19 protein-coding genes are annotated in these 21,334 nt (G+C 63.1%); 7 read left to right on the forward strand and 12 right to left on the reverse strand.

Features of this window, described 5'->3' with window-relative positions:
* Window positions 1–566 precede the first annotated feature (566 nt).
* The gene (locus B5F27_RS09335) at window positions 567–1,802 is read left to right on the forward strand and encodes a hypothetical protein (protein ID WP_087366860.1); all 1,236 of its coding nucleotides are present in this window, start codon (window positions 567–569) and stop codon (window positions 1,800–1,802) included.
* A 17-nt stretch (window positions 1,803–1,819) separates the two neighbouring features.
* On the forward strand, window positions 1,820–3,076 hold the full coding sequence (locus tag B5F27_RS09340; RefSeq protein ID WP_087366863.1) for a DUF6273 domain-containing protein: 1,257 nt from the start codon (window positions 1,820–1,822) through the stop codon (window positions 3,074–3,076).
* 558 nt (window positions 3,077–3,634) lie between these two features.
* Here the strand turns inward: B5F27_RS09340 and B5F27_RS09345 are convergent.
* From B5F27_RS09345 to B5F27_RS09395, 12 genes are all read right to left on the reverse strand, one after another.
* The gene (locus B5F27_RS09345) at window positions 3,635–4,285 is read right to left on the reverse strand and encodes a hypothetical protein (protein ID WP_087366867.1); all 651 of its coding nucleotides are present in this window, start codon (window positions 4,283–4,285) and stop codon (window positions 3,635–3,637) included.
* Window positions 4,286–4,827: 542 nt separating this feature from the next.
* Window positions 4,828–5,799 (reverse strand): transcriptional regulator, encoded by a 972-nt coding sequence (locus tag B5F27_RS09350; RefSeq protein WP_087366870.1) that lies wholly within the window; start codon window positions 5,797–5,799, stop codon window positions 4,828–4,830.
* Window positions 5,800–5,821: 22 nt separating this feature from the next.
* Window positions 5,822–6,685, reverse strand: a complete 864-nt coding sequence (locus tag B5F27_RS09355) for a prephenate dehydrogenase (protein WP_087366873.1) — start codon at window positions 6,683–6,685, stop codon at window positions 5,822–5,824.
* A complete protein-coding gene (gene aroA / locus B5F27_RS09360) occupies window positions 6,678–7,946 on the reverse strand; it encodes a 3-phosphoshikimate 1-carboxyvinyltransferase (protein WP_087366876.1) in 1,269 nt (422 codons plus the stop codon). The genes B5F27_RS09355 and aroA overlap by 8 nt, the downstream gene beginning before the upstream one ends.
* Window positions 7,947–7,949: 3 nt before the next feature.
* Window positions 7,950–8,966, reverse strand: coding sequence for a 3-deoxy-7-phosphoheptulonate synthase (aroF, locus tag B5F27_RS09365; RefSeq protein ID WP_087245989.1), 1,017 nt, complete (start codon window positions 8,964–8,966; stop codon window positions 7,950–7,952).
* A gap of 124 nt (window positions 8,967–9,090) precedes the next feature.
* Window positions 9,091–10,350: a shikimate kinase gene (locus tag B5F27_RS09370; RefSeq protein ID WP_087366879.1), complete on the reverse strand. Its 1,260-nt coding sequence runs from the start codon at window positions 10,348–10,350 to the stop codon at window positions 9,091–9,093.
* A 1-nt stretch (window position 10,351) separates the two neighbouring features.
* A complete protein-coding gene (gene aroC, locus B5F27_RS09375; RefSeq protein WP_087366883.1) occupies window positions 10,352–11,497 on the reverse strand; it encodes a chorismate synthase in 1,146 nt (381 codons plus the stop codon).
* A 3-nt stretch (window positions 11,498–11,500) separates the two neighbouring features.
* Window positions 11,501–12,547, reverse strand: a complete 1,047-nt coding sequence (locus B5F27_RS09380; RefSeq protein WP_087245995.1) for a 3-dehydroquinate synthase family protein — start codon at window positions 12,545–12,547, stop codon at window positions 11,501–11,503.
* Window positions 12,544–13,614: a prephenate dehydratase domain-containing protein gene (locus B5F27_RS09385; protein WP_087366887.1), complete on the reverse strand. Its 1,071-nt coding sequence runs from the start codon at window positions 13,612–13,614 to the stop codon at window positions 12,544–12,546. Before B5F27_RS09385 ends, B5F27_RS09380 begins: the two co-directional genes overlap by 4 nt.
* 190 nt (window positions 13,615–13,804) lie before the next feature.
* Entirely contained in the window at window positions 13,805–13,978 is a 174-nt protein-coding gene (locus B5F27_RS16800; RefSeq protein ID WP_158098225.1) for a hypothetical protein, read from the reverse strand.
* Entirely contained in the window at window positions 13,975–14,724 is a 750-nt protein-coding gene (locus tag B5F27_RS09390) for a hypothetical protein (protein WP_087366890.1), read from the reverse strand. The genes B5F27_RS16800 and B5F27_RS09390 overlap by 4 nt, the downstream gene beginning before the upstream one ends.
* A gap of 31 nt (window positions 14,725–14,755) precedes the next feature.
* Window positions 14,756–15,514 carry a lysophospholipid acyltransferase family protein gene (locus tag B5F27_RS09395; RefSeq protein WP_242962145.1) on the reverse strand — a complete coding sequence of 253 codons (759 nt, stop codon included), beginning with the start codon at window positions 15,512–15,514 and terminating at the stop codon, window positions 14,756–14,758.
* Window positions 15,515–15,735: 221 nt separating this feature from the next.
* On the opposite strand from B5F27_RS09395, the gene B5F27_RS09400 reads away from it, so the two are divergent.
* The 5 genes from B5F27_RS09400 (at window position 15,736) to B5F27_RS09420 (ending at window position 21,074) form a co-directional block, all read left to right on the forward strand.
* Entirely contained in the window at window positions 15,736–16,596 is an 861-nt protein-coding gene (locus B5F27_RS09400) for a DUF624 domain-containing protein (protein ID WP_087246002.1), read from the forward strand.
* A 25-nt stretch (window positions 16,597–16,621) separates the two neighbouring features.
* Window positions 16,622–17,947, forward strand: a complete 1,326-nt coding sequence (locus B5F27_RS09405) for a hypothetical protein (RefSeq protein ID WP_087246004.1) — start codon at window positions 16,622–16,624, stop codon at window positions 17,945–17,947.
* Between the two features lie 217 nt (window positions 17,948–18,164).
* Window positions 18,165–18,770 (forward strand): cytidylate kinase-like family protein, encoded by a 606-nt coding sequence (locus tag B5F27_RS09410; RefSeq protein ID WP_087246006.1) that lies wholly within the window; start codon window positions 18,165–18,167, stop codon window positions 18,768–18,770.
* Window positions 18,771–18,904: 134 nt separating this feature from the next.
* Window positions 18,905–19,597: a DUF308 domain-containing protein gene (locus B5F27_RS09415; RefSeq protein ID WP_087366893.1), complete on the forward strand. Its 693-nt coding sequence runs from the start codon at window positions 18,905–18,907 to the stop codon at window positions 19,595–19,597.
* 52 nt (window positions 19,598–19,649) lie between these two features.
* A complete protein-coding gene (locus B5F27_RS09420) occupies window positions 19,650–21,074 on the forward strand; it encodes an FAD-dependent protein (protein WP_087246009.1) in 1,425 nt (474 codons plus the stop codon).
* Window positions 21,075–21,334 lie beyond the last annotated feature (260 nt).

The following is a 21,334-nucleotide window of genomic DNA, read 5'->3' on the forward strand; positions in this document are numbered from 1 at the left end:
CCGGTTTAATGTCCCGGAACGCCGCCGGGCGCCGCCGCCAAAAGGACGGCGCTTAACATCTCTCTTTGTCTGTTTTATTCGCTGCATCGTGCGTTGGACACATCAAGGCAGCTGTCCTATCTTAGCAGACGAGCCGCGATTTGTCAAATCGGCCATCGGCAAATCGTTAGTTTTTTGACGTTCTTTTTCGTGCAATTTATACAATCTTTTTCTCACAACTTTGGTTTTTCCGTCTCCATCCTCCGATTTTCGATCGAAAAGCCCCCGCAATACTGTAACAGAAATTTAACATTTATTTTTCCATTTGGATGCAATTTTTCCCATGGGAGGCCCTGCCAGCGGCAAAAAAATCCACTTTTTCGCGCAGCTTTTGCCCGCCAAAAGGACACGCTGTCCCTCCGGGCGGCGGGCCGTTACAATAGGGGCAGGCCGGCTGTATTCCGCCCGGTTTTCCTCCTCCGAAACCAGCGGGCGGCGATTTCGGACCGGCCGGTTCTTCTCCCCCTCAACACCCACCAAGCGGGGCGCGCCCGCCGCGCCCCGGGAAAGGAAGGATCACACCCAACATGATGCACATTGAGATCACAGTCCGGCAGCTCTCGGGCTGTACCGATTTCATCCCCTGCCCCGCGCGGCTCCATCTGGGCAGCCAGAACGCCGAAGGGGTGGATACCCTGGCCTTCACCCTGCCGGAGGAATGGGCCGGCAAGAGCGTTTCCCTCCACATTGAACAGGCCGACGGCGCCCTGCCGGCTCCCCTGCTGCTGGACGGCTCCGGCCAGGTGAAGGTGGACCGGCGGCTGACGGCGGCCCGGTCGGGCCGGTGGATGCTCACCGCCACCGACGGCGCAGGCTACACCGCCTACACCCAGCCCGGCAGCTACGACACCTGGGAAACCCTCCCCACCGACGGCGACGCCGAGCCGCCTTCTTCCTCCCTGTACGAACAGTTCGTGGCCCAGGTCATGGCCAGCGCCGAGGAGGCCCAAAACTTCTCCCAGGCCGCGGCCCAGAGCGCCCAGAAAGCCGGCGATGCCGCCGGGCAGGCCGAGGCCTCTGTGTCCGCCGCAGGCGAACAGGTTGAGGCGGCCGCCGCCCAGGCCCAGGCGGCCAGTGCCAGCGCCGACCGGGCCGAGGCAGCCGCCCAGCGGGCGGAAGCCGTCGCCCCCGGGGAGGGCTCTGTTATCAGCGTCAACGGCAAGGGCGGACGGGTTCAGCTGGACGCCGGCGACGTGGGAGCCCTGCCCCTGCCCGCCGCCCCTGCCGCCGGGTGCCTGCTGCGCATCCAGGCCATCGACAGCGAGACCGGCGACGTCACCACCGAGACCATCCCCGAATCCGACCTCACCAGCTTTGTCCGCCGTACCGACAAGCCCACCGCCCAGGAGGCCGGTCCCATCAAACTGGGGTCCGGCTATGGCCTGACCCTCACCGCCCAGGGCGAACTCCGCCTGACCCCCGCCACCAGCCAGCAGCTGGCTGCCATGGAGAACGGCTGGGCGCCCCTGACTCCCAGTCTGGTGCCTCTGGCGGTCAAGCTGGCCCTGGCCACCCTCTGGGAGGGGGCCGCCTGGACCGACGAGGACCGGGCTGCGGCCCGCTCCACCCTGGGCGCCGCCCACACCGCCGCCCTGGATGCTCTGAAACAGAGCATGGAGAGCCTGAGCCAGCGGGTGGAAACTCTGGAGCTGAAATACGACACCATTGTGACCGAGCACGCCTTTACGGCGGATCTGCGCACCCTGGACAACCTGACGGTCACCGGCATCTGGAACGCCGATGAAGCCCGCATCGAATTCTGAAAGGAGGAGTTTCTGCTATGGCATCCATTCTGTCTGCCCTCTCTGTGGGCAGCACCATTTCTTTAAAGGTAGACGGCACCGCCCAGGAATTCATCATTGTGCACCAGGGCAACCCCGATTCCGCCCTCTACGACGCCAGCTGCGACGGCACCTGGCTGATGATGAAAGACCTGCACACCAAACGGCTCTGGGGCAGCTCCAACAAGTACGGGTCCTCAGGCATCCATACCTGGCTGAACGAGAATTTTCTGCCCCTTCTGGACAGCACCGTCCAGGCCCAGGTCAAGACGGTGAAAATCCCCTATCTGGAGGACGCCGTCCTTCACAGCGCCGCCGACGGCCTGGAAACCCGGATTTTTCTGCTCTCGGCCTACGAGCTGGGCTGGACCTCCGAGGACAAAACCGGCATGACCGCCGACGGCAAGTGCCTGAAATACTTTGAGGGGTTCAGCACCGCCGACACCCGCCGCATCGCCAGCCTGAACGGCACCCCCACCTGGTACTGGACCCGTTCGCCCTACGCCGAGGAGAGCAAAAGCGTCTGGATTGTTTCCAGCACCTCGGGCGACTGTACCTACCGTGAAGCATCCAGCAGCTACGGCATCCGGCCGATCCTTATCCTCCCCTCCTCGCTGCTGGTGGACGACAGCGGCAACCTCCAGCCCAATACCGCCCCCACCATCACCAGTCCCAGCGGGACCAACGGCACCAATCTGGGCATCCGTAATACGCCCTTTGTGCTGGAATACACCGCCACCGATCCCGAGGGCGCCGACGTCACCCTGACCGAACAGCTGGACACCCAGACCACCCGCACCCTGACGGCGGCCTCCGGCGCGCCGCAGCATTTCGGCGCCGTCAACGACAGCAAAACCTTTCTGCAGCTGGCCAACGGCTCTCACACCCTGAAAGTCACCGCCAGCGACGGGATGGCCTCCAGTTCCCTGTCCCTGCTGTTTACCCGGGCGGCCACTTCGGCCAGCCTGACCATGGTCCAGCCCATAGTGGCATCCTCGCCCATTTCGGTGGCCGCCCTCACGGTGGGCGGAACCATCCCGGCCGACGCCGATTACAGGGTGGAGGTCACCAACAACGCCCTGGACCCCGAACCCGTCTGGCAGGACGCCACCGCCGCCGTCCGGGAAGGCCACAACATCCTGTTTGACAACAAGGATGCGGAGAAAAGCCCCGCCTTTAATTTCCGCATTCAGGTGGCCCGCGGCACATCCGGCACCGGCGGTTTCATCAGCAGCATCACCGGCGCCTTCCAATAACCTCCCGCTTTTTCGAGAAAAAGCTTGGCAAAAAGCTTTACTGGGTACCATACACTTTCCGGGTCTCCGGCAGTTCCGCGGAGCCGTTACGTTTAGGCTCGTTCCCGGCGTTTGGGGCTGTGCCCCGGTACGATGCAAACTGCCTCATCGCCTGATTTTCTGACCCGCAGAAAAGCTCTATAAAATCACAACTCCCCGTTCCTGCAAAAGGAGCGGGGATTTTTACTTCCCCCGCGGCTGTGCCGCCGCCCTGGCGGGGCTCTAGACACAGGGTACATTCTCTATTCTGTACGTTTCCCTCATAACAAACAATGCGAGGGCCAGCTCGTGAGAGCCGGCCCTCGCAGAGGGACCCTATCTTTCGTGACGCAAAAGTTCTTTTGTTTTGGTGCGATCAACAACAGAAGGAATATTGGTTAGACATTCCCCTTTGTCGCCACATCGGATGGGTTATTTACCCGAATCTCAGGCGGTCTCTTGCCCAAGATCCCTTACATCACTCCTGGCCATGGTGCTGCCGGGGGTGTTATAAGTATTATTTTTTAGATAGAGCTCGGATTAGCCCTTCTCGGCAACAGTCTTGGTCAGAGCAACTGCAACGTACTTCACACCGGTGTCAACACCTGCGAAGTTCACGGTACGAGTAGTGACGCTAGCAGAGACGCTGTAGGTGTAGTTGCAGTTAGCAACGCGGTCAGCATCGAAGTCGCCACTAGTGGGCAGCTTGCTCAGGTAGCTATCCAGCTGGCCAGCGATCTGCTCCATAACGTAAGCATCGCTGGTGCTAGCATTGATTGCGTAAACAGCAACAGCAACCTTGTCGCTGTCGTCATTAGCGCTATTGATGCCAGAGAACTTAATGCCAGGAGCATAGCTTGCCTTCATAGCGCTGTTGACGCTAGTGCCAAGCTTGGAGTTGCTGATTTCAGTCAGATAGTTGTAGCCGTACACATCATCAACGATAGAAGTGTAGTCGAAGTATTTGTCAACAGCGTTCTCCAGAGCTTCGTCCAGATCAGCGTTAGCAACAGCAGAGACCTTGCCCTTAGCGGAACCAGTCAGCTCGCTGTACAGCATATCAGCAGCATTGGAAGTAGCGGGAGTCTCGGGCTGCTCGGGCTGCTCAGGGGTAGTGGTAGCGCAGCCAGCCAGCATGCTGATGGCCATAACGCCAGCGAGCATCAGAGAAGCAATCTTCTTGAGTTTCATAATGAATTTTTCCTCCTTAATGGTGTAAAAAGATAGAGACCCAAAACAGGTTTCAAAGGAAGGTCCTTTCCTTTGTGTGCCTATAATATCATACCCCCCCCCGGTGTCAAGACCCGATTTCAAATTTTCCCATTTTTGCTTAATTTTATATAGTCGGGAAAGACCCACCTTGGATACAAGCTGTTTTGAGGACGGGAGGGGCGGAGGAGATTTCCCCGATTCTGCCCTCTGATTCAAAAATTTGCGGCAGCAAATTCGCAAAGAGCAATATGATCCCGAACGGCAGAAAAATAGCTAAAACTGAACTTTAAAACCAAAAAATCCCCGCCCCTGCAATAAGCAGAAGCGAGGATTTTGTCTTTAATAGAGCTTTTTGGCGTCCGAGGCATTACACACCGGAACAAAAGATGGATTAAACCGCACAAAACCTTGGACTCACCGGGGCGCAGCCCGGGAACCTCATAAAGCGGCTGAAACCCCACCGCCGGCAGGGCCTTGTGAGGACCACAGCAGCCAATGGTACCAGGTGAAAAGCTTTTTGCCTACTTTTTCTCGAAAAAGTAGGTGGAGGAGAGGGTGCGGCCCAGGGCGGCCAGACGGGCCTGGACTTCGGCGGGGGCCACGATGGTGACCTTGCCCTCAAAACCGCAGACCCAGCCCAGGAAAGGCCCGCTGACGCAGACCGGGGTGGTGAAATGGAAAAATCCGTCCGCCTCGTCGATGTAAATGACGTCCCGGCCAAACCGGTCGATCATGGTCTCCCGGAGATCCGGCGTGCACCGGATGGTCACCCGGTATTCCGGGCCCCCATACATATTAAAGTGCTTTTTCAAATACACCGGCAGGCTGAACTGATCGTAGAGGGCTTTGCCGCAGCAGGGCTGATCCTGCAGAACCTTCACATGGCTCATCCGGTCCACCCGGTAATGCCGGATGCCCGCCGGCTGGCTGTAGTCCTGGTAGGCGATCAGATAATAGCTGCCGCCGTCCCAGGCCATCTGCCAGGGACTGACGGTGTGGTCCTTGCCGTTGGCATAGTGAAAGGACACCTGCCGCCCGGTGTTGATGGCCTCGTGAAGGGCGTCGATGGTGTAGAGGACCTGGGGATTCTGGCTGCGGGGCCGCCCCGCCACATACACCTGACGCTGCAGCTGAGCCGCCTCATGATGGGAGGCCAGCTGTTCCAGCTTGCTGATGAGGGCGCCGGTCTTTTCCTGGGGAATAAACCGGCAGCTCTGGACTGCGTCCACCAGCAGCTTGAGCTCGGCCAGCTCAAAGGCCCGGTGGGCCAGCCAGTATCCGCCGCCCCGGCCCCGCTGCAGGACAATGTCGTAGCCGATCTCCCGCAGGGCGTCGATGTCGGTGTAGATGCTCTTGCGCTCACAGGGAATCCCCTGGGCCTCCAGCATCTGGGCCAGCTGCGGCACCGTCAGACGGTGGTTTTCGTCGGTTTCTGTCTCAAAAATGCGCGCGAGGGCAAGCAGCTTGTGCTTCTGCTTTTCCTGTCTGGCCACGGGCGGACCCTCCTTTCCAGGTTCAGCCGGGTGTCTTTTTGTCGAACATGGCCCGCCGCCGGGTGGACAGCCGGAACATTTCCTCCAGCCCTTCCCGGTCCCCGGCTGCCAGCGCGGCCCGCATCTGGGCCAGCGCCGCATCAAACTGGTCGATCTCTGCAATCAGGTTGTCCTTGTTCCACAAAAACAGCTCCGACCACATGGTCTCGTTGATTTTGGCGATGCGGGTCAGATCCCGGAAGGAATCGCCCGTATACTCGCACAGGGCGGTGTTGTCGTTGGCGCACATCAGGCTCACCGCAATGGCATGGCACAGCTGGCTGACATAGCCGATCATCCGGTCGTGCTCCTCCACCGTCAGGGTGGAAATGTGCTCAAACCCCAGAACCTGGGCCAGCTCGGTGGCCCAGACAATGGCTTTGGGGGTATTTCGGGCGGTGGGGGTGATGATGAAGTTGGCCGGGGCAAAGTTCACCTCGGCGGCGTGCTCCACGCTGGAGGTCTCCCGGCCCGCCATGGGATGGCTGGCAATGAACTCCACCCCCGGCGGGCACATGTCCTGAATCCGGTCCACCAGACCGGTCTTGACGCCCGAGACATCGGTAAAGATGCAGCCGGGCTTGATGAGATGCCCGTAGGTCTCGAACCACTCCAGCAAAGTGGTGGGGTACAGGCCAAAAATGATGTGGTCGGCCCCCGACACCAGGTCCTCAAAGTCCCGGGTCTTGCCGCTGCGGATGTAGCCCTTGTCCAGGGCATACTGCAAATGCTTTTCGCTGCGGTTGATGCCGTCCACCACAAAGCCGGCCCGGGTCAGCTCCAGGGCATATTTGCCCCCCAGCAGGCCCAGACCCACCACGAGATAGCGTTTGGATCGGTCAAGCATGGTATTCCACCTCCACACCCAGCTGCCGCACGGCGGCAAAGAAATCGGGCCAGCTCTTGCGGACCGCATCGGCCCCCTCGATGACGGCGGGCAGTCCCGCTGCCGCAGCCAGCACCGTCAGGCTCATGACCACCCGGTGGTCGTTGTGGCCGTCCAGAGGTTCCTGCGGGGCATGGAGGGCACTCTCCCAAATCGTGATGGTGCCCCCCTCGCTCTCGATCTTGCCGCCGAACTTCCGCAATTCCTGCTCCATGGCCGCAATCCGGTCGCTCTCCTTGAGCCGGAGGCGGCCGGCGTTGCGGATGACAGTTTTCCCGCTGCAGAACAGGCCCAGAACCATCAGGATGGGCCCCAGGTCGGGGCAGTCGGCCAGGTCGATCTCCACCCCATGCAGGGGACGTTTGACAAAGCGGACCCCGTCCGCCGCCGGATGAATCTCTGCGCCGCAGTCCCGGAGGATCTCCCGAATGACGGCGTCCCCCTGGAGGGTGTCGGGGTCCAGGCCGGTGACGGTCACGTCCCCGGCCAGAGCCCCCAGCACCGCCGGAAAGGCTGCCTGGCTCCAGTCGCCCTCAATGGCGGCATCCCGGGCGGTATAGCGCTGGTTTCCCGGCACCAGCAGGGTGTTTTGGTCCAGCCAGCGGCTTTCCACCCCAAAGGCGGCCTGGGCCGCCCGGGTCATCTGGATGTAGCTGCGGCTTTCCACCGGCGGGCGCAGGCAGAGGGTGCTGTCCCCCGCCAGCAGGGGCAGAGCAAACAGCAGCCCGCTGACAAACTGGCTGGACACATCCCCCGCCAGCTCAAACCGGCCGGCCTGCAGGGGGCCCGCCACCGTCAGGGCATCCCCCGCCGGTTCAAAGCGGAGGCCCTGCCGGGCAAACAGCTCCTGATAGACGCTCTGGGGGCGCTGCATCAGACGGCCCCGGCCGGTGAAGGTCACCGGCGCCCCGGTGAGGGCCGCCATCGGAATCAAGAAACGGAGGGTGCTGCCGCTCTCGCAGCAGTCCACCGGCCCGGCCGCCGGGCGGGGAAAACCCACGCCGGTGATGCGGGCCTGATGCTCCCCCGGCTCCACCGCCGCCCCAAAGGCGGCCGCGGCGGCCAGGGTAGCGTCAATGTCCTGGCTGTGGGCCAGGTTGGACAGGCGGGAGGTTCCTTCCGCCAGAGCCGCACAGAGCACCGCCCGGTGGGCCATGCTCTTGCTGGGCGGGGCAGCCAGGACCCCGGCCGGAGCCGGCCCCGGCCTGATCTGGGCCCGCACCCCTTACATATCCCGGCCGATGGCCCAGGCAACCTGGCGGCACTTGGCCATGGCCTGGGCAAAGGCATCGGGAGTCAGGCACTGGGCGCCGTCGCTCCAGGCGTGGCGGGGGTCATAGTGGACCTCCACCTCCAGGCCATCGGCGCCGGCGGCCACCGCCGCGATCATCATGGGCTCCACCAGGTTGGCCTTGCCGGTGGCGTGGCTGGGGTCCACCACCACGGGCAGGTGGGTCTTTTCGTGGATGATGGGCACAGCCGACAGGTCCAGGGTATTGCGGGTGTACTTCTCAAAGGTGCGGATGCCGCGCTCGCAGAGGATGACGTTCTCATTGCCGCCGGCCATGATGTACTCGGCGCTCATGATCCACTCCTCGATGGTGTTGCACAGGCCCCGCTTGAGCAGAACCGGCTTGTGCATCTTGCCCACTGCCTTCAGCAGCTGGAAGTTCTGCATATTCCGGGCGCCGATCTGGACCACGTCCACGTATTCCTCAAACTCGGGAATCCGGTCCTCGCTCATCAGCTCGGAGACGATGGGCAGGCCGGTGGCCTCCCGGGCCTTCACCATGTCCAGAATGCCCTCGGTCTCCAGGCCCTGGAAGGCATAGGGAGAGGTGCGGGGCTTATAGGCGCCGCCGCGGAACAGGGTGGCGCCGCCTGCCTTGACGCCGGCGGCGATCCGCTTGGCCTGCTCCTCGCTCTCAATGCTGCAGGGACCGGCCATGACGGCGATCTTCTCATGGCCGCCAATCTTGATGCCGCCGCAGTCGATGACCGAGTCGGCGGGATGGAACAGGCGATTGGCCCGCTTATAGGGGGCCGACACACGGGTGACGTTATCCACCCAGGGGTTGGCCAGAATATCCCGCTCGTCCAGCTTGGTGGTGTCGCCCACCAGGCCAAAGACGTTGTAGTCGGTACCGGTGATGAGGGTCACCGACAGGCCCTGTTTCTCGAACTTGTCGACAATCTTGTCCAGTTCTTCCTGGGGAGTGCCTTTTTTGGTGGAAATAATCATGGGGAATCGTTCCTTTCTTTGTCATATTCATCGCTTCCCGGCGGCGGCTGGGGCGCTTCCCTCTCAGCCTTGTCTACTTTCCCACTGAATCCGTCTGCCCGGTCCAGCGCCGCAGAGGAAGGATTTATCCAAACAGGTTGTCCAGAGCGGCCAGAGCCCGGCTCACCGCCTGCTCCACCGTGCCGTCATTCCGGACAACGGCGTCCGCTGCCGCCTCATAGAGGGGCCGGCGCTGGGCTTCCATGGTCCGCAGGGCCTCGGGGCTGGAGGACAGGGGCCGTCCGCCCCCCACCGTCAACGCCTCCAGCGGCCGGTCAATGAACAGAATCACGCCGTTCTGGCGCAGGGCCCGGACGTTTTCGGCCCGCTTGACGGCTCCGCCGCCGCAGGAAATCAGCAGGCGGCTCTCTTTGCCAAAGCGGGCGGCCTGTGCAGCTTCCAGGGCCCGGAACCCCTCCTCGCCCTGAGCCTCAAAGATCTCCGGGATGCTGCACCCCGCCGCCCGGACGATTTCCTCGTCCAGGTCCACAAAGGTGCGGCCCAGCTTTTGGGCCAGAGCCCGGCCCAGGGTGGTCTTGCCGCAGGAGGGCATACCCACCAGGGAAATATTCAGAATCTCCGCCCGCAGGTCCGCCGAACCCCGGCGGATTTCCCCGGCGCGGTCGGCAAAGGGGGTGTCCAAGAAATATTCCGCGGCGTACACCGCCTGGGCCACCAGCATTTCCAGGCCGCAGGCGGTCACCGGGACCCCGGCCTCCTCCGCCCGGAGCAGCAGCTCGGTGCGGGCCGGGTTATACACCACGTCCACCACCGCTTCCAGGCCAGTCATGGCGGCCACGTCCAGCGGACAGACTCCCACGTCGGGATACATCCCCGCCGGGGTGGTGTTGATGACAATTTGTGCCCCCGACCGGGCCGCTTCCTCATAGGACAGCTCTCCTTTGGCCGGGTCGGGATGGCGGCTCACCGTCAGGACCCGGGCCGCGCCCTGGTCCCTGGCCACAGCGGCGGCGGTGTTGTGGGTGCCGCCGGTGCCCAGAATCAGCACCGTCCGACCCTGAAACTCCACCCCGCGGCTGCTGCACAGCCAGGCAAAGCCCATGTAGTCGGTGTTGTAGCCGTACAGTTTGCCGTCCCGATGGACCACCGTATTCACCGCGCCGATGGCGGCGGCACGGGGGTCGATCTGGTCGCAATATTCCATCACCAGCCGCTTGTAGGGGATGGTGACGTTGATGGCCCGGAACGGCCGGGCTTCCAGAAAGGCCCGGGCCTCGGCCTCGGTGGGCAGGGGATGCAGCTCATACTTATAGCCGCACAGCCGCTCATGGATGATCTTGGAGTAGGAGTGGCCCAGCTTGGAGCCGATCAGACCGTATTCCATCTCAGCAGCCCTCCTCAGCCCGGAAATCCTCCGGCCGCACCATCCAGGTTTCCCCATAGCGGGCGGTCATCAGGTCCCCGATGGCCACTGCGGCGGCACAGGTCTGCACCACCGCCGCCCGGGGCACAATGCAGGGGTCGTGGCGGCCCTTAATGGACAGCAGGGCGTTTTCCCCTGCGGTATAATCCACGGTGCGCTGTTCTTTATAGATGCTGGGGGTGGGCTTGACCACGGTGCGGAACACCACCGGCATTCCGTTGGTCAGGCCGCCGTTGATCCCGGCGTTGCGGTTGGTCTCGGTGACCACACGGCCCGACTCCATCCGCAGAGGGTCGTTGGCCTGGCTGCCCCGCAGGGCCGCAAAGCCGAAGCCCTCCCCGAATTCAATGCCCTTGACGGCGGGCACCGAAAAGGCCAGATGGGCCAGCTGGCTCTCCACGCTGTCGAAGAAGGGTTCGCCCACCCCGGCGGGCAGGCCCAGAATGGCGGTTTCCAGGATGCCGCCCACGCTGTCCCCCTCGGCGCCGGCGGCCCGGATGGCCGCCTGCATGGGAGCTTCCGCCGCCGGGTCCAGCAGGGCAAAGCCTGCGCCCCGCCCGGCCAGGGCATCGGCCTGGGCGGCCAGAACCTCCGGGTGGTCCCGGTCAAAGGGGGTGTCGCTGATGCCGGCGCACTGGGCGATGTGGGTCACGATCCGGACCCCGGCCCGTTCCAGGGCCCCCAGGACGATTCCACCCCCCGCCACCAGACCAGCGGTGATCCGGCCCGAGAAGTGACCGCCGCCCCGGGCGTCCTGAAAGCCCCGATACCGGGCGTAGGCGGTATAATCCGCGTGGCCGGGCCGGAGCAGGGCCGCGGTGGCGGCATAGTCGCCGCTGCGGGTGTTCTGATTTTCAATCATCAGGGTGATGGGGGTGCCGGTGGTGTGGCCCTGCACCACGCCGGACAGGATGCGGACCGCGTCCGCCTCCACCCGGGCGGTGGACAGGCCATCCCCCCGGGCCCGGCGCTGATCCATCAGGGCAGCCAGGGCGGCCTCGTCCACCGGAACCCCGGCGGCCATGCCGTCCAGCACTGCACCCACGGCGGCGCCGTGGCTCTCCCCGAAAATGGTCAGGCTCAGGCTGGAGCCAAAGGTGTTTTTCATCCCTTATTCCTCCAGACCCAGCAGGGCGCGCAGGCCCTCCACCGGGATGCTCTCAGCCCGCCAGCAGCCCAGACCCGGCACCTTGATGACGGTGATCTGGCCGCCCTGGGCCTTCTTGTCGTGGAGCATTTCGGCGTAGACTTTTTCCTTGTCAAAGCCGGCGCGGGTGGGCAGGCCCAGACGCCGGTACACCGCCCGGGTCCGCTTGCGCAGGGCGTTGCTCTCGATCATGGGCAGCATGCCCAGAGCCACGCATTCCCCGTGGTACAGGCCGGTGGTCCGACGGCCCTTGATGCCCTTCACCGCCTCGATGCCGTGGCCGATGGTATGGCCGAAATTCAGAGCCCGGCGGGCGCCCCGCTCGGTCTCGTCCTGCTCCACGATGCCCTTCTTGAATTTCAGGCTGCGGTAGATGATGGTATCGATATCGGCGTCGATGTCGCCGTTTTCAAAGATGCCGAACAGCTCGGGATCGGCCAGCAGGCCGGCCTTCACGGCCTCGGCCAGGCCGTTGATATAGTGGCGGCGGGGCAGGGTGGACAGGGTGTCGGCGTCCACAATCACCAGCTTGGGCTGCCAGAAGGCGCCCACAATGTTCTTGGTGTCCCCCAGGTCCACGGCGGTCTTGCCGCCGATGGAGGAATCAATCATGGACAGGGTGGTGGTGGGGCAGTTGATGAAGTCGATGCCCCGCATATAGATGGCCGCCGCAAAGCCGGCCAGGTCGCCCACCACGCCGCCGCCCACGGCGATCACCAGGTCCCCGCGGCCCATCCCAAAGGCCAGCATCTGGTTCAGGACCGATTCCAGGGTTTTCATGCTCTTGCTGGCCTCGCCCTGGGGCACCGTGATGATGACCGACTCGCGGCACTGGTCGGCCACCTGCCGGGCATAGATCTCCGGCACGCCGCTGTCGGTGACCACCGCCACCCGGCGGTTGAGGTTGGCGAACTGATAGAGGTTCTGCAGGGCGCCCCGGCGCAGGATGATCTCATAGCTGCGGGAGCCCAGGTTCATGGTCAGTTTGGTGCCGAGAAACGCTTCACTCATTTTGTATACACTCCTAACATGCGTACGGTCCGGCAGGTGCTGTCGAGGTCCCGCAGCAGGGCTTCACTCTCGGCCCCGGCGGGATCGCCCACCAGCTCGGCGTAAAAATAATATTCAAAGGGCATGCGGGGCATGGGCCGGCTCTTGATGGACTCCATATTGAAGCCCGAAGCGCCGATCTTCTGGATCACCGCCGCCAGCTTGCCGGGCTTGTTGTCCACCGTGAACAGCAGGGAAAACCGGTTGCCCCGGGTGGGTTTTTCCCGGCTGATGACAATAAAGCGGGTGGTGTTGTCTCCGTCGGTGTTGATGTCGGGCACCAGCACCTCCAGGCCGTAGAGGTCGGCGGTCTCCCGGCTGGCGATGGCCGCCAGGGTCCGGTCGCCGCTCTCGGCCACGTATTTCGCGGCCATGGCGGTGTTGGCCATGGCGGTGCAGGGGAGCCGCATCTGTTTCAGGAAGGTCTCGCTCTGGGAGATGGCCTGCTGATGGCTGTAGACGTGCCGGATCTCGGGCAGGGTCACCCCCGGCAGCACCAGCAGGTTCTGCCGCACCGGCAGGTCGTACACCTGCACCACCCACAGTTCCGGGTGGTTGTAGCACAAATCCAGCACCGCCGACACGTCCCCGGCGTGGCTGTTCTCAAAGGGCACCACGCCATAGGCGGCGTCTCCCTCCGAAACCCGGCTGAACACCTCGTCCCAGGTGGGGCAGCTCACCGCTTCGGCGTGGGGGAACAGGTTTTTCAGGGCGATGTGGGCAAAAGCCCCCTCCACCCCCTGATAGGCCACCCGGTTCTGCCCCAGCAGCAGCGCCTCATACTGGCGGGCCACCGCCATCCGGTTCCGGACATGATCCAGATAATAAGGCCGCAGGGCCGGGTCCTCAATCCGCTGGGCCGACCGCTCCAGCACCTGTTCCTCCCGGGCGGGGTCATGGATGGGCAGGCCGTGTTCCTTTTTATATTGGGCCACCTGCACCACCGCCCGCATCCGCCGCTCAAACAGCGCCGCCAGCTGTGCGTCCACTTCGTCGATTTCCCGCCGGGCCTGTTCCAGCTGATCCATCGCGGATCACTCCCTTTCAAATCAAATTTTTTTCAAATGTCATCTGATTTCTTGTCACCATCAGTATACCATAAACGGGACCGGTGCACAATCGCGGGAGAATCAGTTTTCAGGCCTCTTTTCGGGTCAAAATACGGAAAAATCCACAAGAAAAAATGTCCTGTGCGCAGACTGCGCACAGGACATTTGGTCACCTTTTGGGTTTGCGGCGGGGCGTCAGCTCCGCAAAGGAGCGGGCCCGGGTATAGCAGGGGCTGTAGGGATTGTCCAGGTCGGCGGGGCGGGGCGGGGGACAGGCGGCCGTCCTGGGCCGCGCCGCCGGCTTTTTCCACCGGCGCACCACCCGCAGCCGGGCCCCTTTCACGGCTCCTCCGCCGCCGTCGAGACGGCTCCGGCGGTCAGCTGTTCCCACATGGGTTCCCCGGGGGCGATGCTCTCCGCCGAGGCGCTGTTCCACGCGCCCCGGAAGCCCACATAGAAGGAGCTCATATATTCCTGGCTGTCGCCGGTGTTGGACTGGGTGGCGTCGGGGCCGTAGCTGCCCAGGTCCAGGCCGGTGAGAACCGGGCAGTCGGTCCAGCGATAGACCATATTCCACCAGTCATCGTCTGAATCTCCCTGGGGCAGGCTGCCGTCCAGGTAGCGCAGGGCGCCGGTGGACTCCTCAAAGTTGGCCGGGTCGTACAAGATATAAATGGAGCTGAGAGACCCCTGCACGTCGGCGGCCAGGCGGGTGGTGCCCGCCATGGTCATATAGGCGTCGTCGTTCTCACTGTAGTCCAGGGTGTAGACGTTTACCGTCACCACCACTTCGCCGTCCTCGTTCAGGTCGTCGCCAAAGGCCGCCAGCTCCCGCTGCAGGGCCTCCACCGTGTCCTCGGGCAGGTAGTAGGGGGCCACCACCGCCACGTTGTAGTCGGGGTGGACGGTGAAGAAGTACTGTCCGATGAAGCAGTACCCCACAAACCCCACCACGATGGCGCCCAGGATCACCCATTTCAGGTTATAGTCCCACCAGTTGTTCCACCGCTCCCTGCGGGTGTACTGGCGCTCCTTCAGGGGGCGGATATCCTCCTCTTTGATGTCGCGTTCATAGCGGTAGCTTGCCATAGGTGTTTCTCTCCCTCGCGGCGCGGCGCCGTCACAAAATGGTCTGTTCCAACCGGCTCATGGCCGCCAGAATGTTCTGGCGCACCGCCTGGGGCAGCTGGGTCTGTTCTTCCTTCTTCATGCCGGCGGTACGGATGGCCGGCAGAATGGTGACGCGGACGCTGCCCGGGCGTACGATGCAGCTATGGTCCTCATACAGGGCCCGGGCCCCGCTGATGGCCACCGGCACCACCGGGGCGCCGGTCTTGATGGCGATGCGGAAGGCGCCGGCCTTGAACTCGCCTGCGCCGCCTTCCACCCCTTTATACCGGGTGCCCTCGGGGAAAATGGTGAAGCTCTCGCCGTTTTTGACCACGTCGGCGGCGTCTTTCAGGGCCTGCAGCGAACCCCGGACGTCCTCCCGCTTGACATAGACGCAGCCCAGCAGGTTCATCCAGCGGCTCAGCAGGGGAATGTTGGCCAGCTCCTCCTTGGCCAGGATGCCATGGGGATGGTCCAGCGCCACCAGCATGATGGGGATATCAAAATAGCTGCGGTGGTTGCCCACAAAGACCACCGGGCCCGAGGCGGGGATGTTCTCCACCCCCTCCACCGTCATCTTGACGCCGGCCACCCGCAAAAGCCCCTGGCACCAGCGGGGAATGTGGTAGTTGACAATCTGGCGCACCGTCTCGCGGTCGCCGGCGGCGGCAGCCTTTTCGGCCCGGCGCAGGGTGCCGTAAAACAGCAGCATATAGCCAAACATGTACACATACATTGCGATGGTTCGCAGAATATAAAGAATCTGCAACGAGGTCCCCTCCCAGTTGGTTTGTTGTATTTTTGATGATTTTATTTGTATTGTAACACAGATTGGGGCAAAATGGGAGATCGAAACACTTTTTTTACAAAAGCGCGGGGTCCAAGGTCTTGCAAAATCCACCAAATACGGGTATTATGTAAGATGAATAAAGGAAATATGTTTCGGGGACTGGGCGTTTTGCACAGAGACCCGAGAGAGGGAACAGACAAATGGGACTTTTTCCGAGCGCAAATGACTTCAAGGACGGCCGCGGCGTAGACAAGGACACGCCCCGCAAGACCGGTCTGGGCCGTTTCTTCGAGCTGGTGGGTCGGGACATGAACGGCATGTTCCTGGCCAACCTGCTGACCTGCCTGGGCTTTATCCCGGTGATCTGCCTGGTGTACATCGGCTTTCTGATGAACAGCCTGCCGGTGATGGTGGTGAGCGCCGTGGTGGGCGGCGTGCTGGCCGGCCCGGTGCTGGCGGGCATGTACGACACCGTCCTGCGGGCTCTGCGGGATGAGCCGGGCTACTGGTGGACCACCTACCGCCGGGCGTTCCGCCAGAACTTCAAGGCCAGCATCCTGCCCGGCATCCTCTACTGCGCGGTGGTAACCCTGCAGATTTTCATCGTCTATTTCTGCTTCAGCATGCTGGCCCAGGGGGTCAACGTGGGCACCGGCATGTGGGTGGCCGCGGTTTTGAACCTGGTGGTCTTTCACATGCTGTTCGCCTATATGTGGCCCCAGGTGGTCCTGCTGGACCAGCCTTTCCACCAGACTCTGGCCAACAGCATCCGCTGCATGCTGGCCTTCCTGCCCCATGCTCTGGCGGCATCCATCGTCCAGATTTTGTTCTGGGGCCTGGTGATCCTGTGCATGCCCCTGGGCCTGCTGCTGATGATCGTCTTTGGCTTCTGGTTCACCTGTGAGATCTGCTGCCAGATTGTCAGCGGCGATCTGGAGCGGGTGTTCCACGTGGAGGAGCAGATCCGCGCCAAGAAGGACGCCGAGCTGTCCGCCGCCCTCGCCGCCGACTATGCAGAGGACGAGGACCCTTCGTCCGACGGCAGCGGCAGCGGCGAATGAGCGCCGCAGAGAGGCAGGGCGCAGGATGGAACAGAAAAACAACCTGATTCTGCAGGGGACCGAGACCTTTTCCCGGGGCGCGCTGGACAACGTGGCCCTGGAAAACGGCTGTCTGGTGCTGGACAGCTCGGCCGGCCGGTATCTGCCCTACGGCAGCTATACCTCCCCGGAGCTGGCCATGCCGGCCTTCTGCAACCTGAACGTCAGCTGGAACGCGCTGGCCCCCGACAACACCATGCTGGAGGTCCGCTGCCGGGTGTATGCCAACGGGGACTGGACCAGCTGGATGAGCTTCGGCAAGTGGGCTCCCGATTATCCCCGGCGCAGCGTTCACACCCAGAGCGAGGACGGCCTGGTCTTTCTGATGGGGGACACCGTCACGGTGGCCGCCCCCGGCGGAGCGGTGGGCATCCAGCTCCAGGTGAACCTCTCCTCCAACGACAGCAAGGTGACCCCGGCGGTCCGCCTGCTGGCTGCCGCCGTCCGGCCCCTGGCCTGGGACCGGCAGGACGGCGCCGTCTCCAACCACCGGCTCTACCTGCCGGAATACAGCCTGGAAGGCCGCGACCCCAGCTTTGGCCGGGAGATGGACCTGTCCCTGGTGATGGCGTCCCTGATGAACCGGTGGGGCGAGGATATTCTGCCCGAGGAAGTGGCCTACACCATGCTGGACGGGGCCACCACCAGCGTCCACAACGCCGCCTATGCGGTGGCGGCCGCGGCCTGCTGCGGCTATCCCAGCTGGCTGGGCTGGCTGGACCTGAAAGACCTGCGGGCCCAGATCCACGACGGCTGCTCGGTAGGCGTCGAGATGGAAACCCGCCTGGCCGGCCAGAAAGAGCCGGTGCGGGTGTGGATGGCCCTGCGGGGCTTTGGGCATGACGACGACGTCATGGCCAACTTTGTCCTGCTCAACGACCCCACCGCCGACAGCGGCAGCGTAGCCCGCACCATGTCGGTGGCGGATTTTCAGCGTTATTTCACCGGGCGGGCCATCATTCTGCGGCCCAAGCCCCGCACCATCGCCACCACCCGGCCCCGCCGCATCCGCTGCGGGCTGGAAGCCGGCGGCGACGGGGAGTGGTTCTTTACCCAAAAGGGCGGGCGGGACCTCCTGCCCGATTCCTTCAGCGGCTGGATCGCCTGCACCATCTACGACGGAGTGGCCCACGCCACCACCGCCCACAAGACCTTTCACCGGATGGAGCGGACGGCAGCGGGCGGGGTGCGGTTCCCCGCCGATCTGGCCGGCGCCGAGGGGCGCTGCTGCATCTATGCGGTGGATCAGACCGGCACCATGCGGGTAGCCGAGATGGTTCTGCCGCCCCACACGGCCGCCTCCGCCGGCTGACCGGCCGGCCAAGCGTTGAAACACAGCAGCCGGGCCCCGCGCCCGACTGTTTAACGGAAGCGCTGCTCCCATGCGGCTCTGCGGCTGCGGCAGGGCGGCGGTTCCAGGGTGAATCCAAAAAAGACTGTCCTGTCTGCCCCCGGCCCGGACTGTCCGGCCCAGAGGCAGGCGCAAAGACGCTTTCCGGGTCCGCCCCAACAAGATGGGAGGAACAATTATGGCAAAAACGATCATCACTTTGAGCCGTGAGTACTGCACGGGCGGGCGCTATATCGCACAGGACGTCGCCGACGCGCTGGGCATCAAGCTCTACGACAAAGAGCTGATCACCATGGCAGCCAAGGACTCCGGCCTGTCGGAGGAAGCTGTCGCGGCCAGCGAAAAGCGCCACACCCACAGCCTGCTGTACAGCCTGTACACCATGGGCACCGACCTGCCCCTGAGCGACCAGGTGTTCATCCTGCAGAGCCGGATCATCAAGAAGCTGGCCGATGAAGGCCCCTGCGTGATTCTGGGCCGGTGCGCCGACTATGTCCTGCGGGAGCGGACCGACGTGCTCCACGTCTTTGTCCACGCCCCGGTGGAGTGGCGCCGCGTCTACGCCAAGACCAACCCCATCGTCAAGGCCACCACCGAAAAAGGCATCCGGGACGAGATCGACAAGACCGACCGTCAGCGCGCCGCCTACTACAACTACTACACCCAGAACCGCTGGGGCGACGTCCACAACTATGACCTGAGCGTCAACGCTGCCCTGGGCAAGGACGCCTGTGTCCAGATGATTCTGGCCGCAGTGGAAGCCAAGGAAAAGCAGCTGGGCTGACGCCGGAAAGCTGTCTGCACAATGGGCAGGGTGCGGGTGCATTCTGCCCATCTTTTGTGTACAGACGCGGTGTGCAAAAGACGTTCCCGCGTGGAATACTGAAAAAGGGACCCGCCCAAAGGAGGCATCCGACTATGAAAAATCTCAAATGGAACCTGATCCTGATGAGCCTGCTGTATCTGGCTCTGGGCATCTTCCTGCTGGCCGTGCCCGGCCTGGCCCTGAACATCGTCTGCTACGCCCTGGGAGGCGTGGTGCTGGCCTGCGCCGCCGTCCAGCTGATCCGGTATTTCACCGCGGAACACAAGGTCTTTCAGAGCCAGTTCACCCTGATTTCGGGCCTGGTCTGCCTGGGCCTGGGCGGTTTTCTGATCCTGCGCAGCGACATTGTGGTGCGGATTCTGCCGGTGGTGTTCGGCCTGTTCGTTTTGTTCGACAGCCTGGGCCGGATCCAAAACGCCCTGGAACTGCGCCGCTGCGGCTATCCCAGCTGGAAATGGTTCATCCTGCTGGCCCTGCTCAGCGTGGTTCTGGGCGGCATCATGATCTTTGACCCCTTCGGCGCCATGGAAACTCTGGTCATGGGCATCGGCATCATCCTCCTCATCGAGGGCGCCTTCAACCTGGGCGGCGCCATCTATACGGCCCTGGCCATCCGCCGGTTCAACAAGCTTCATCCTGAGACCCAGTCCATGCTGGAGTCGGTCACCGGCATGGACCTGAACGGCGACGGGGTGGTGGGGGCCGACTATGCCTCCACCGACACCATCTCCACCGCCCGGGAGCTGGACACGGTGGACGAGAGCGCCGAAGTGAACCAGGAATAACCCCGTTTTTCTGCTGCAGACGCGGCAGTAGCATAGAAAGGGAAACACGACCATGGAAAAATACGACCTGATTATTGTGGGCGCAGGCCCTGCCGGCATCTTCACCGCAGTCGAGCTGCTGCGCCACGGCAGCAAAAAGAAGATCCTTCTGGTAGAGAAGGGCAAATCGGTGGAGCAGCGCCGCTGCCCCAAGGCCGAGCTGGGCTACTGCGTCAACTGCCGGCCCACCTGCGCCATCACCACCGGCTTTTCGGGCGCCGGCGCCTTCTCGGACGGCAAACTGAGCCTGTCCTATGAGGTGGGCGGCGACCTGCCCTCCCTCATCGGCGAAAACTTCGCCCAGCAGCTCATCGACTACACCGACAAGATTTATCTGGACTTCGGCGCAGACCCCCATGTGGAGGGCATCTACACCGGCGAGGACATCCGCGAAATCCGCAAAAACGCCATCAAGGCCGGCCTCAAGCTGGTGGACTGCCCCATCCGCCATCTGGGCACCGAAAAGGCCCATCAGCTGTATCTGGCGGTGGAAAAACACCTGCAGGCCGGCGGCGTGGAGATGCTGTTCTCCACCGAGTGTGAGAACATCCTGCTGGACGGGGACGTCTGCCGCGGCGTCCTGGTGCGGGAAAAGAACGGCGAATCCCGCCCCATCTACGCCGACACGGTGGTCATCGGCACCGGCCGCCGGGGCGCCGACTGGCTGGAAAAGCTCTGTGCTGAGCATCACATCGCCCACAAGCCCGGCACCGTGGACATCGGCGTCCGTGTGGAGTGCCGCAACGAGGTGATGGAAAAGGTCAACCGGGTGCTGTACGAGTCCAAGCTGATCGGCTACCCCCGCCCCTGGAAGAACAAGGTCCGCACCTTCTGCCAGAACCCGGGCGGCTTTGTGGCCCAGGAGAACTACGACAACGACCTGGCGGTGGTCAACGGCCACAGCTACAAGGAGAAGAAGAGCGAGAACACCAACCTGGCCATTCTGGTGTCCCACAACTTCACCGAGCCCTTCAACCAGCCCATTTCCTACGCCCAGAAGGTGGGTGAGCTGACCAATATGCTGGGCGCCGGCCACATTCTGGTCCAGCGCTACGGCGACATCCTGGACGGCAAGCGCACCTGGCCCGAGGAACTGGCCCGCAGCAACGTCCGGCCCACCCTGCCCGACGCAGTGGCCGGCGACATCACCGCCGCCATGCCCTACCGGGCCATGACCAACATCATTGAGTTCATCAAGATGCTGGACATGGTGGTGCCCGGCTTCGCCGCCTACGAGACCCTGCTGTACAGCCCTGAGCTGAAGTTCTACTCCAACAAGGTCAAGATGGACAAAAACCTGGACACCAACATCCAGGGCCTCCACTGCCTGGGCGACAGCTCGGGCTGGACCCGCGGCCTGATGATGGCCAGCGTCATGGGCGTCCTGATGGGCCGCAAGCTGGCTGAAAAGGAAGGCCTGGAGCTCCGGCCTCTATAACAGATTGTAATATAACATTTTGTATACAGGTTCTCAGCCGCTTTTCACCCCCAGGTTTCCGGGGGTGTTTCTTTGTGAAGCGGCCTGCACCTCTTTCAGCGTCCGGCCCCCGCCGGGAAATCCAGACAAAAAACGCCCCCGTCCGGGCCGCTGTGAACCGCCCCATATTGTGCGGACAGTACAAAAAAGAGGCCTGCAAGGGGTAGAACAAGCGAATCAAAGACTGGCCTGGCGAAGCGAGAGCGGAGCCAGGCCAGTCT

Source organism: Faecalibacterium sp. An192, assembly GCF_002160175.1.
GTDB lineage: Bacteria > Bacillota > Clostridia > Oscillospirales > Ruminococcaceae > Faecalibacterium.

Excerpts from the sequence above, each read along its gene's own strand:
- B5F27_RS09335 (WP_087366860.1), top strand. The coding sequence starts at position 567 with ATGATGCACATTGAGATCACAGTCCGGCAGCTCTCGGGCTGTACCGAT.
- B5F27_RS09400 (WP_087246002.1), top strand. The coding sequence starts at position 15,736 with ATGGGACTTTTTCCGAGCGCAAATGACTTCAAGGACGGCCGCGGCGTA.
- B5F27_RS09405 (WP_087246004.1), top strand. The coding sequence starts at position 16,622 with ATGGAACAGAAAAACAACCTGATTCTGCAGGGGACCGAGACCTTTTCC.
- aroC (WP_087366883.1), bottom strand. The coding sequence starts at position 11,497 with ATGAAAAACACCTTTGGCTCCAGCCTGAGCCTGACCATTTTCGGGGAG.
- B5F27_RS09340 (WP_087366863.1), top strand. The coding sequence starts at position 1,820 with ATGGCATCCATTCTGTCTGCCCTCTCTGTGGGCAGCACCATTTCTTTA.
- B5F27_RS09345 (WP_087366867.1), bottom strand. The coding sequence starts at position 4,285 with ATGAAACTCAAGAAGATTGCTTCTCTGATGCTCGCTGGCGTTATGGCC.
- B5F27_RS09380 (WP_087245995.1), bottom strand. The coding sequence starts at position 12,547 with ATGAGTGAAGCGTTTCTCGGCACCAAACTGACCATGAACCTGGGCTCC.
- B5F27_RS09410 (WP_087246006.1), top strand. The coding sequence starts at position 18,165 with ATGGCAAAAACGATCATCACTTTGAGCCGTGAGTACTGCACGGGCGGG.
- B5F27_RS09355 (WP_087366873.1), bottom strand. The coding sequence starts at position 6,685 with ATGCTTGACCGATCCAAACGCTATCTCGTGGTGGGTCTGGGCCTGCTG.
- B5F27_RS09370 (WP_087366879.1), bottom strand. The coding sequence starts at position 10,350 with ATGGAATACGGTCTGATCGGCTCCAAGCTGGGCCACTCCTACTCCAAG.
- B5F27_RS09420 (WP_087246009.1), top strand. The coding sequence starts at position 19,650 with ATGGAAAAATACGACCTGATTATTGTGGGCGCAGGCCCTGCCGGCATC.
- B5F27_RS09390 (WP_087366890.1), bottom strand. The coding sequence starts at position 14,724 with ATGGCAAGCTACCGCTATGAACGCGACATCAAAGAGGAGGATATCCGC.
- B5F27_RS09385 (WP_087366887.1), bottom strand. The coding sequence starts at position 13,614 with ATGGATCAGCTGGAACAGGCCCGGCGGGAAATCGACGAAGTGGACGCA.
- B5F27_RS09415 (WP_087366893.1), top strand. The coding sequence starts at position 18,905 with ATGAAAAATCTCAAATGGAACCTGATCCTGATGAGCCTGCTGTATCTG.
- aroF (WP_087245989.1), bottom strand. The coding sequence starts at position 8,966 with ATGATTATTTCCACCAAAAAAGGCACTCCCCAGGAAGAACTGGACAAG.